The sequence below is a fragment of the Variovorax paradoxus EPS genome (assembly GCF_000184745.1).
Taxonomy (GTDB): domain Bacteria; phylum Pseudomonadota; class Gammaproteobacteria; order Burkholderiales; family Burkholderiaceae_C; genus Variovorax; species Variovorax paradoxus_C.
In genome coordinates, this window is record NC_014931.1 from 2,019,662 (window position 1) to 2,030,077 (window position 10,416).

The following is a 10,416-nucleotide window of genomic DNA, read 5'->3' on the forward strand; positions in this document are numbered from 1 at the left end:
GTCATGCCACGCTCGCTCGTCGCCGCCGTCTTCGCGGTCCTCCTTTGCTGCCACGGCCTCGTCGTGTTCGCGCAGGGGCTGGTCGACGCGGCGAACCAGCGCGACGAGGTGGCGCACGTGCTCTTTGCCGACGCAACCGCGGCGGCCGATTCGGCGGGCACGGCCGGTGCCACCCAGCCCGCGGACGACGCGGACCTGGACATCGGCCACAGCATCGAAGCGCCCTTCGTCGAGCACCTGTTCGGCTTCACGCCGCTGCCGGCATCGCAGCCGGAATTCGCGCCGGCGTTCTTCTCGCTGACCTTCCTCGAGCGGCCGACGCGGCCGCCCCAGCCGCTCTCTTCCTGCGCGTAGGTCCGGGCCTTCGGCCTGTCGACCGCCGCGCTTGTGCGCGCGGCCTTGCCTCATCGTCTATGCAAGCGCCTGCGCGATCCGCGCCATCCGTTCGCGATGGCACCCAAAAAGAGGAACGAGGAGAAGACATGAAGCACTCAAGAGATGTCATGTTCGCGAGGCTGGCCAATTTCCGAATCGATGCCGATGCGCTGCGGCGACATTTCCTGGACCACGTCCGCCAGTTGCCGTCGATGCCCTATCGCGACAACCGCGTCGACTACATCGGCTGGGCCGTGACCAGCCGCGACGGCACGCTGACCGACGGCATCCGCCGCATTCCCGGCAAGCAGCCTTTCGTGCCCGGCACTGCCCCGACCGACGCTTGCTCCGGCTACCTTGCCACGGTGATGGATGCCTTGCACGACGCCGGCCTCCAGCCTTTTCGCGCACGCATCATGCAGCTGGAAAGCGAAGGCGCGGAGATGCCGCTGCACACCGACGCACTCAAGGAGACCTGGCGCCTGCACATTCCGATCATCACAAATCCGAACTGCTTCTTCGAATGGCAGCGCGCGGACGGCAGCATCGAGAGCGTGCACCTGCCCGCCGACGGTTCGGCCTGGCTGGTGCGGGTGGATGTGAACCATCGCGCCGTAAACCGCAGCAACGAGCCTGCCAGCCGCGCGCATCTGCTGATGGGCCTGAACCCGGGACCTGAATTCCGGATGCTTGCCGAGCCCTGGCTGCCGGTGTTCCGGAACGAGGGCGCCCTTGCCGTGGCGGGCTGACCCGATGCCGAACGGTGAACCCGACGGTTTCGGCGCCTGGAAGTCCGCGGCGGACATCGACGCCGAATTGCAGGCCTTCAGCAAGTCGGACCAGCTGGAGCTCAGCCTGTACCGCTTGCGCAGCGCATTGAAGCAGGACCCCGCATTCAGGAAAGAGATCCTTCCGAGATACCAGGACGCGCTGCTTCTGTCCGGCAACGTCAATGCCGCGCTGGAGCTCCGGGGCAGCGCCCCCTGGAAGGAAGAGTTTCAGAAAGATGCCAAGGGCATGGATGTCGCGTTCACCCAGTTGATCGCGGGGCAGATCGGCCAACTGGCGCGCAGGCTGGAGCAGGTGATCGATGCCTCTCCCTTCGAATTCGCCGCCTATCTGGCCGGCTTGAAAAGGCACCACCTCGCCACCTACGGAAGCCTTGCCGGCATCGTCAGGCCGCTGGTCGAGGAACGGTCGTTTCCGGAGCCGCAGGACAAGGTCGCGATGACGCTCGCGATCGAGGGATTCAGCGGCTATGGCGAAGACATCCACAAGGAAACGCTGATCGACTTCTTCGAGAAGAACAACCACGAAGTGCTGTGCAAGTTCTTCCAGACGGTGCTTCCCGCCAATGGAAAGATATTCAGGGACTTCGTCGCCGACATCCTGCAGGCCGACAACGGCGTGCGCTCTCTGAACGAGGCCGGCGTCTGCCGCTTGCTGATCCTTGGATATGCATTGCTGGACGACGCCACCCATGACCGCATGGTCCGCCAGGTGCACGACACCTGCGGCGCCCCGGGCACCGAGGCCAGCAGGCAGGCGCGTTCCAACGCAAGAATTGCCCGCGCCTTCTGCACCGATGTCCGGCGGCCGGCGGCCGGTGCAAGAAAGGACCTGAGCATCGCCGTGTGCGTCTCGGGGCAGATGCGCGGATACGTCGAGGCGTTCCAGACCTGGAAGCATCTTCATCTCGACGGGCACCGGGTCAGGTACTTCGTTCACACTTGGGAAGACACGGGCTGGCGGTTTCCCGATCCGATCTCGGGCAACGGCGTGGACCGCATCTTCAAGCACGCGCCGTTCGCGCAGGCCTACAGGCAGGCTGGATTCCAGTACGGCACCGACGTCCTGAAAAAAGCCTATCCGCATTTCTTCGCCTCGCTCACCGTGTCCTCGACGATCGGCGAGGCGGACATCAAGGCTCTGTACGGCAGCGATGCGGCGGTTGTCATCGAAGACCACCGCACGCCCCAGTTCGAGAACGACGCCAACAACCAGCGCAAGATGTTCTACAAGATCCAGGAGGCGCACCGCCTGATGGCGGAGGACGGCGAAGCCTTCGACCTCGTGCTGAGAATCCGGCCGGACCGCACCTTCCGCGCCGGTCCCGCGAAGCCCGACTGGGCAAAGATGGCCAAGGAATGCCGCAGCCAGCGCGTGATCTATTTCAATAACCTCATGCTCACCAAGACGCTCTATGCGGGGGATCAATTCGCCATTGGATCGCCCGAGGCGATCAGCTGCTATGCCAACACGCTGAAGCTGCAGACGCAGGCAATCGAGGAGAAATGGTTCGGCTTCCCCGGGCGACTGCGTTCCCATTGCTCGCTCGCGCATTCCCTGCTGTTCCAGGGCGTTCGGCGCCGACCGCTGGAGGACATTTATCCGACCGAAGCGATGCCGGCCGCGACATACGGCAAGGAAGAGCTGAAGAAATTGCTGTCCGCCGATTTGCCTTCGGGCCCTGTGAGCGAGATCGATAAATTGCTCTGGAACTCCCTGAATTGAAGATAGCCGCCATTCCTTGAACGCCTGGCTCCGACTCCGAGAAATCGTCATGCGAATGTCCGCAAGCGGCGCGGTGGCGCCGGCCATCCAGTTGCCATGGAAGCAGTTGTTCGCGGGCGGCACCCTCGCATGCGCCGCCTGTGTTCCGTCGGTGTCCGCACAGGAACTGAAGGACATTCCGGAGTGCAGGACTTCGAGGAATCAGCACCGCCTGAAGCTCGAGCAAAAGTATGAGTTCAACGGCATCCGCGTTTTCTACACGCAGGCGGGGCCCCATGCGCTGTACACCGGCGCCGATCTCAATCGCAACGGCGTGCCCGACATGGTGGAGGACGCGGCGCTTCACCTGGACACGGTGCGCCAGATCTTCAACCGCAACGGATTCCGCGATCCGCTCGACAGCCCGCGATTCCGCCATGCCGAATCCATCGACATCGATTTCCTGAACTTCGATGTCTACAGCCCCGAGATCACCGACAAGCGGGGCCTGTCGTTCTCGGGGGTCATCCGCTATCCGGGAAGCCGCATCAGGGCCGACAAATGCTCGATTTCGATGGCCATCAATTCATCGCTGAAGGGTAATCACGAGCGGGTGAAGGACTACCTGATTCCGCATGAGCTGTTCCACCTGTACCAGTACGGCTACACCATGTTCCGTGCGAGTTGGTTCCTGGAGGGCATGGCGAAATGGGCGGAATGGGTCACGCTGGCGGAGAACGATCGCAATCCGAAGCTGTGGAGCACGCCCTTGCCCGCATCGGCGCAGGAATTGAATGAGCGTGTGTTCCTCAATCCCAATCCATACGACGTCAGGCATTTCTGGAACCGGCTGGCGGAGCTCGCGAAGAAAAAGGAGTTTCCGATGATCGTGCCGCCGGATGTGCGAGACCGGAGATTCGCCGATGGAACCCCTGTGATCAGGGACAACATCTGGCGCGGCCGCGCGCTCATGCTGAAGATCCTGGAAGGGCTGGATGCGGAAGACGATGCCGCCGCCCACGAAAACAAGTCACAGCCCTACGCTTGGGCCAATGAAGAGCAAAGAAATACGGCGCACAACCCGCGGCTCATGAAGGTGGTGCAGCGCGCGCTGGCCTCCTACGGAATCGCCGGTGCCGAGGTCAGGCAGTTCCTCGCCATCGATCCGGCGGCGTCGAACTGAGAGAAGGAGAAAACAGCTTGATTCCATCGATTCCCGGCCGAGGACATGGCCTGTGATCATCATCACGTCCGCCGCCTATGTCGACTCCGAATTGCAATCCGAATTCGGCAGATTGCCTCCGGCTTTTCTTCCCGTCGGCAACCGCCGCCTGTTCCTGCGGCAGTTCGCGGTGCTGCATGCGCGCCTTCCGGGCGAGAGCATCTACCTCTCGCTGCCCGAGAGTTATGCGATCCCTCACCGTGACGTTCGCGCGCTCGAAACCGAAGCGGTGCAGGTGCTGCGGGTGCCGGACGGGCTCTCGCTGGCCGATTCGGTGCTGTTCTCGATCAACACCATCGGCCGGTACGACGAGGGGCTGCGCATCCTCCACGGCGACACGCTCATCCTCGACCTCCCGGCCGCCTGGGACTGCCTCTCTGTCGCGGAGTCGGCCGACGACTACAACTGGCACGCCGACCCGAGCCCCGACGCCGCGGCGCGCGTGTGGTGCGGCTATTTCGCCTTCCAATCGGCGGGCCGGCTCGCCAAGTGCCTGGTCGCCGCGCGCGGGTCGTTCGAAAAAGCCGTGAGTGCCTACGACCAGGCCTGCTATCTGGAGCGCGTCGAGACCGAAAACTGGTCGGACTTCGGTCACGTCAACACCTTCTACCGGTCGCGCGCCCGCATCACCACGCAGCGTGCGTTCAACGACCTCGCCATTGGCGACCGGCGCGTGCGCAAGACCGGCCGGCCCGCCGAAAAGATCAAGGCCGAAGCCGGTTGGTTCGAGGCGCTGCCTTCGCGGCTTCGCGTGTACGCCCCGCAACTGCTGGCGTACGGCGCCGTCGAGCCGGATGGCTACAGCTACGAGTTGGAGTACATGTGCATGGCGCCGCTCAACGAGTTGTATGTGCACGGCCGGAACTCGGCGGCGTTCTGGTCCCGCGTCTTCAGGCACCTGGCCGGCTGGTTCGCGGCCTGCCAGTCGGCCGTGCCCATGGGCGAGAGCGAACGACGAATGGCCGCCGACGACAGCCACGGCATGCTGGCCGAAAAAACCCGCATCCGCATGGGCGCCCATGCGTCGGCCAATGGGCTGAGCCTGTCGGCGCCGACACGCCTGAACGGGCGGCCGCTGCCGTCGCTTGCCGCCATCCTGGAGCGCTGCATCGATGCCGCCGCGCGCGTGCCGCTGGTGCCCGGCGTGATGCACGGCGACCTGTGCTTCAGCAACATCCTGTTCGACACGCGTTCGGACTGCATCAAGGTGATCGACCCGCGCGGCCTCAACTTCGAGGGCGAGCCCCGGTTGCTGGGCGACCTGCGCTACGACCTGGCGAAGGTCTCGCATTCGGTGCTGGGGCTGTACGACTACATCGTTGCCGATGCCTTCGACATCGATGAGGGCACCGGGCTGGACTTTCACCTGCGCATCCACGCCGACGAAGACGCGGCCGCCATCCAGAAGCTGTTTGCCGGCCTGCCGCTGCTGAGCGGCATGACCGCGCGCCATGTCGCGCCGATCACCGTCATGCTGTTCCTGTCGATGCTGCCGCTGCACCAGGACACGCCGCGCCGCCAGCGCGCGATGCTCGCCAATGCATTGCGCCTTTTCGAGCAAATGGAGCACTGAAAAAATGTTTGTCATTCCAATGGTCGGCAAGAGCCGCCGATTCACCGAGGCCGGCTATGCGCTGCCCAAGTACCGCCTGCCGCTGCACGGCGAAACTGTTTTCTTCCATGTCGTGAAGTCGTTCGAGCACTACTTCGAGGACGACCTGTTCCTGTTCGTGGTGCGACGCGATCACGACGTCGCGGGTTACTTGAAGCAGGAGTTGAAGAACCTGGGCGTCAAGGAGTTCCGTATCGTCGAACTCGACGGCGACACGCTCGGCCAGGCCGACACCGTCCACCAGGGGCTGCGGCAGGTCGACGCCGGCGATGCGCTCTACATCTTCAACATCGACACCATCCGGCCCGGCTTCAGGAAGTCGGCGCTGGCGGCCGGTGCACAGGGGTACCTGGAGGTCTTCGAGGGCGAGGGCGAGCATTGGTCCTTCGTCGAGCCCGGTCCCGACCGCACGGTGCGAAGGACCACGGAAAAAGAGCGCATCTCCAACCTCTGCAGCGACGGCCTCTATCACTTCGCCGATGCGCGGGTCTTCGACGAGGCCTTCGAGCACCAGCGCGCGGGCAAGCTCATGAACCGGGGCGAGTTCTACATCGCGCCTTGCTACAACGCGCTGATCGCCAAGGGCGCGCGCGTGGTCTACGAACTGATCGACCGGAGCGAGGTGGTGTTCTGCGGCAATCCGCAGGAGTACGAGGAGGCAGGGGCAAGGAAATGGGCATGAACATCGCGATCGGAAGTGGACGGGGAAACGCGCAATGAGCCTGGGCGAACTGCTGGCATCGGCCAAGCCGGCTCTTGCGGCGACATGGGACGAATGCGTGGCCGCGCCGGCCCCGGGCGTGCTCTTCATGTCGGTGTGCAACGGCAAGGAGCGCGCACACGTGGTGACGGTCCGCGGCAAGAATTTCGAAGAGGTCTGGCGCCGCGGCGCGCAGTTGCTGCAGGCCTGGTTGCGCAAGCAGGGCGGCGCGCCACTCTGGCTGCGCGTGGACGTGGTGCACACGGTGGACACCATGACCTGGCAGGCGCTCAAGCAGGCGCTCGCGACAACCAAGCGCAACTACTTTCGCCACGGCATCGCCTTCGACGCCGAACTGTCGGTGGCCATGCTCGAGGAGGACATCGGCGCGAACGCCGTGCTGTACGACGGCAAGTTCGAGGAGGCGACGCCCAATGCCGCCAACCTGAAGCTTTTCGGCCAGCATCGCTACGGGCGCGAACTGCAATGGCCCAATGAGGCGCAGCAGCCGGTGTGGGTGTTCGACACGCGGGCGGTGTTCACCGACGGCAGCGAGTGCCATGCCATCGAGCACCAAGGGCGCAACCGCGGCCACCGGCGCCTGGCCACGTGGGATGCAGGCCGGGTCCACGGCATCGTCTCCACCGGCACGGCGTATCTCGCGCGGCAGGTGAAGTCATCGGGCGCCTATCACTACGGCTGGTTTCCGTGCTTCGACCGTGCCATCCCCACCTACAACGCGCTGCGCCATGCGAGTTCGACCTACGCGCTCATCGAAGGCTGGGAACTCACCCGCAGGCCCGAACACAAGGCGGCCATCGACCTGGCGCTGGGCTACCTGACCGGCACGCTGATCCAGCGTGCGGTGCTGCCCGGCGGCGAGGGCGCGGCCTTTCTTGTCGACACCGGCGACGAAATAAAGCTGGGCGGCAATGCCGTGTGCCTGCTGGCACTGGTCAAGTACACCGAACTCACCGGCGACACGCAATACCTGGCGCTGCTGGAGCAGCTGGCGCTCGGCATCCTCCACATGCAGGATGCGAAGAGCGGGCGTTTCGTCCATGTGCTCAACCATCCCGACCTGAGCGTCAAGGAAGAGAGCCGCATCATCTATTACGACGGCGAAGCCGCCTTCGGCCTCATGCGCCTGTACGGGCTGACGCGGGATGCGCGCTGGCTGCAGGCGGTCGAGAAGGCATTCGAGCACTTCATCGCGGCCCGCCACTGGGAGGCGCACGATCACTGGCTGAGCTACTGCGTCAACGAGCTCACGATCTACAAGCCGGATGCGCGCTATCTGCGCTTCGGCCTGGACAACGTGCGCGGCCACCTGGACTTCGTGCTCGACCGCATCACCACCTTTCCGACGCTGCTGGAGCTGATGATGGCGGCTCAGAAAATGATCGTGCGGCTGCAGGCAGAGCCCGAACACGCGCACCTGCTCGAAGGTTTCGACGTCGACAAGTTCTACCGCGCCCTCGAACAGCGCGCGCGCTACCTGCTGACAGGCCACTTCTGGCCCGAGCTCGCGATGTTCTTCAGGAATCCGGCGCACGTCGTGGGTAGCTTCTTCATCCGGCACCACAGCTTTCGCGTGCGCATCGACGATGTGGAGCATTACCTTTCAGGCTTCGTGGCGTACCGCAAGTACCTGGAGGCGGGCGGGCGGCCCGCAGTAGTGGTGCAGGCGCCGGCTCAATGCAGTTCGGCCGCTGCGTGAATCGTCTCGCGCACCCGTGGATAGATCTGCGCGTTCCACTTGCTGCCGCTGAACACCCCGTAGTGCCCTACGCCAGCCTGCAGGTGATGCGTCTTGAGATACGGCCGGATGTTGCTGCAGAGGTCTTGCGCGGCGACGGTCTGGCCGACCGCGCAGATGTCGTCGCGCTCTCCTTCCACCGTGAGCAGCGCGGTGCGGCGGATGGCCGCGGGGTTCACCGTGCGGTCGCCCACCGTGAGCACGCCGCGCGGCAGGTCGTAGGTCTGGAACACGCGCTCCACCGTCTCCAGGTAGAACTCGGCCGGCAGATCGTTCACCGCAAGGTACTCGTCATAGAAGGTGCCGATGGTGCGGGCCTTCTCGACGTCGCCTTCCACGAGGTGCTGGAACATGTCCTGGAACTGCTTCTTGTGGCGCTCCGGGTTCATGCTCATGAAGGCCGAGAGCTGCAGGAAGCCGGGGTACACGCGCCGCATCGCGCCCGCATGCGGCCACGGCACGTGGCTGATGAGGTTGCGGCGGAACCACTCGATGGGCTTGCTGGTGGCCAGCACGTTCACGCCCGTGGGGTTGATGCGGCAATCGACCGGCCCGGCCATCAACGTGAGGCTGCGCGGCGTGGCGGGGTTGTCGTCTTCGGCCATGAGCGCGGTGGCGGCCAGCGCGGCCACGCAGGGCTGGCAGACCGCGACCATGTGCGCGCCCGGGCCCATGGTCTCGAGGAACTGGATGAGCTGCAGCGTGTAGTCGTCCAGGCTGAAGCCGCCATGCCACAGCGGCACATCGCGCGCGTTGTGCCAGTCGGTCAGGTACACGTCGTGGTCGCGCAGCAGGGTGCGCACGGTTTCGCGCAGCAGCGTCGCGAAGTGGCCCGAAAGTGGTGCGACCAGCAGTACGGGAGGATGCACGGCCTGGATGTCCTTGCGGAAGTGCAACAGCGTTCCGAAAGGCGAGACCAGCGTTTTCTCTTCGTGGACAAGGACTTGCGTGCCATCGACCATCACCGAATCGATGCCGTAGGCGGGCCGCGAATGGGTCAGCCGCATGCGCGAGAACACCTCGAACTGGGCGGCCAGGCGCCGCACCATGGTGCGGTCCGTGTCGTCTTTCCAGAGGGCCTTGCCCCAGTACTGCGCCGCGAGCCGCAAGGGCGAGAGAAGGTCGGCTTGGTTCTGGTAGGCCCGGTAAAGCATGCAAGGGGTGCAGGCAAGTTGCGGGCCAGCACGCTGCGTACGACGTGGCATGGCGCTTGCACGCGAGGTAGGCAATGTCAAGGAGCTTCCCGATGGCCAAACCCGTTCTCACCATCAGCAGCAAGAACTACGGCGCGTGGTCGCTGCGCGGCTGGCTGATGTGCAGGCTGGCGGGGCTCGACTTCAGCGAGAAGATCATTCCGCCCGACGACCCGGCCATGAAGGCCGAGATGCTGCTGCTCTCGTCGTCGATGCTCGTGCCCTCGCTGCAGCACGGCGGCGTGAAGGTGTGGGACACGCTGGCCATTGGCGAATATCTCAACGAGATCAAGCCCAAGGCCGGGCTGCTGCCGGCCGATGCGGCGGCCCGCGCGCACTGCCGCGCGATCTGCGGCGAGATGCATTCGGGCTTTGCGTCGATGCGCGGCGCGCTGCCGATGAACATCAAGGCCCACTTCACCAACTTCAAGGTGTGGTCGCGCGCACAGGCCGACATCGACCGGATCGTCGCCATCTGGCGCGAGTGCCTCAAGGCCTACGGCGGGCCGTTCCTGTTCGGCAAGCAGCCGGGCATCGCCGATGCGATGTATGCGCCGGTGGTCACGCGGTTCCTCAGCTACGACGTGGCGCTCGACAGCACATGCGCGGCCTATTGCAAGCGGGTGATGGAGCTGCCGGCGATGAAGGAATGGGTGACTGCGGCGAAGCAGGAGCCTGAAGAGATCGACGAGCTCGACGCGGAGTTCTAGTCAGCGAGCGGCCGGGCAGCCTGAAAGCGCCTTCCGCGCTGCCGGGGCGGATGCTGGATGTCGTCATGGCGAATGCGTTGGCCGAGGTCGCCGGCGAACCATCGAAACACGTTGGCCTGGCTTCTCCAGCCGTCGCTGAATCGCACGAAAAGAAAGCCCCGCTCTGCATTGCCGAGTGCATCGACCGGGATGCCCGCGGCGCGCAAGGCGGTGATCTCCTTGTCGGATTCCATGCCGAAGGGCAGTTTCAAGGTGATCGTCGAGCTGTGGATGGGATGCCTTGGCATTGCTTCGCCTCCTTCTGCTTCTTGGCAGGCCAGTTGATCCGAAGGAGGCGGTCGTGGCATCCCTC

The 10,416-nt window shown here is 64.6% G+C and carries 10 protein-coding genes; 8 read left to right on the top strand and 2 right to left on the bottom strand.

Annotation, left to right across the window (positions count from 1 at the left end):
• The first annotated feature begins 3 nt into the window (after positions 1-3).
• The 7 genes from VARPA_RS09190 to VARPA_RS09220 all read left to right on the top strand — a co-directional run bounded on the left by VARPA_RS09190 (position 4) and on the right by VARPA_RS09220 (position 8,122).
• The gene (locus VARPA_RS09190) at positions 4-354 is read left to right on the top strand and encodes a hypothetical protein (protein WP_013540280.1); all 351 of its coding nucleotides are present in this window, start codon (positions 4-6) and stop codon (positions 352-354) included.
• Positions 355-482: 128 nt separating this feature from the next.
• Positions 483-1,124 (top strand): aspartyl/asparaginyl beta-hydroxylase domain-containing protein, encoded by a 642-nt coding sequence (locus VARPA_RS09195; protein WP_013540281.1) that lies wholly within the window; start codon positions 483-485, stop codon positions 1,122-1,124.
• 4 nt (positions 1,125-1,128) lie between these two features.
• A complete protein-coding gene (locus VARPA_RS09200; protein WP_013540282.1) occupies positions 1,129-2,889 on the top strand; it encodes a hypothetical protein in 1,761 nt (586 codons plus the stop codon).
• 16 nt (positions 2,890-2,905) lie between these two features.
• A complete protein-coding gene (locus tag VARPA_RS09205; protein ID WP_144298956.1) occupies positions 2,906-4,051 on the top strand; it encodes a hypothetical protein in 1,146 nt (381 codons plus the stop codon).
• A 52-nt stretch (positions 4,052-4,103) separates the two neighbouring features.
• Complete coding sequence (locus VARPA_RS09210; protein WP_013540284.1) at positions 4,104-5,663, top strand: phosphotransferase; 1,560 nt, start codon at positions 4,104-4,106, stop codon at positions 5,661-5,663.
• A 4-nt stretch (positions 5,664-5,667) separates the two neighbouring features.
• Positions 5,668-6,384 carry a glycosyltransferase family 2 protein gene (locus VARPA_RS09215; RefSeq protein ID WP_013540285.1) on the top strand — a complete coding sequence of 239 codons (717 nt, stop codon included), beginning with the start codon at positions 5,668-5,670 and terminating at the stop codon, positions 6,382-6,384.
• Positions 6,385-6,418: 34 nt separating this feature from the next.
• Positions 6,419-8,122, top strand: coding sequence for a hypothetical protein (locus tag VARPA_RS09220; protein ID WP_013540286.1), 1,704 nt, complete (start codon positions 6,419-6,421; stop codon positions 8,120-8,122).
• Here the strand turns inward: VARPA_RS09220 and VARPA_RS09225 are convergent.
• Positions 8,098-9,315, bottom strand: a complete 1,218-nt coding sequence (locus tag VARPA_RS09225) for a polyhydroxyalkanoate depolymerase (RefSeq protein WP_013540287.1) — start codon at positions 9,313-9,315, stop codon at positions 8,098-8,100. The genes VARPA_RS09220 and VARPA_RS09225 overlap by 25 nt on opposite strands.
• 92 nt (positions 9,316-9,407) lie before the next feature.
• Here VARPA_RS09225 and VARPA_RS09230 point away from each other — a divergent pair, with 92 nt between their 5' ends.
• Entirely contained in the window at positions 9,408-10,064 is a 657-nt protein-coding gene (locus VARPA_RS09230) for a glutathione S-transferase family protein (protein ID WP_013540288.1), read from the top strand.
• Here the strand turns inward: VARPA_RS09230 and VARPA_RS09235 are convergent.
• Positions 10,061-10,351, bottom strand: a complete 291-nt coding sequence (locus tag VARPA_RS09235; RefSeq protein WP_013540289.1) for a hypothetical protein — start codon at positions 10,349-10,351, stop codon at positions 10,061-10,063. The genes VARPA_RS09230 and VARPA_RS09235 overlap by 4 nt on opposite strands.
• Positions 10,352-10,416 lie beyond the last annotated feature (65 nt).

Coding starts and splice junctions, on each gene's coding strand:
- VARPA_RS09190 (WP_013540280.1), top strand. CDS start 4: ATGCCACGCTCGCTCGTCGCCGCCGTCTTCGCGGTCCTCCTTTGCTGC.
- VARPA_RS09195 (WP_013540281.1), top strand. CDS start 483: ATGAAGCACTCAAGAGATGTCATGTTCGCGAGGCTGGCCAATTTCCGA.
- VARPA_RS09200 (WP_013540282.1), top strand. CDS start 1,129: ATGCCGAACGGTGAACCCGACGGTTTCGGCGCCTGGAAGTCCGCGGCG.
- VARPA_RS09215 (WP_013540285.1), top strand. CDS start 5,668: ATGTTTGTCATTCCAATGGTCGGCAAGAGCCGCCGATTCACCGAGGCC.
- VARPA_RS09220 (WP_013540286.1), top strand. CDS start 6,419: ATGAGCCTGGGCGAACTGCTGGCATCGGCCAAGCCGGCTCTTGCGGCG.
- VARPA_RS09225 (WP_013540287.1), bottom strand. CDS start 9,315: ATGCTTTACCGGGCCTACCAGAACCAAGCCGACCTTCTCTCGCCCTTG.
- VARPA_RS09230 (WP_013540288.1), top strand. CDS start 9,408: ATGGCCAAACCCGTTCTCACCATCAGCAGCAAGAACTACGGCGCGTGG.
- VARPA_RS09235 (WP_013540289.1), bottom strand. CDS start 10,351: ATGCCAAGGCATCCCATCCACAGCTCGACGATCACCTTGAAACTGCCC.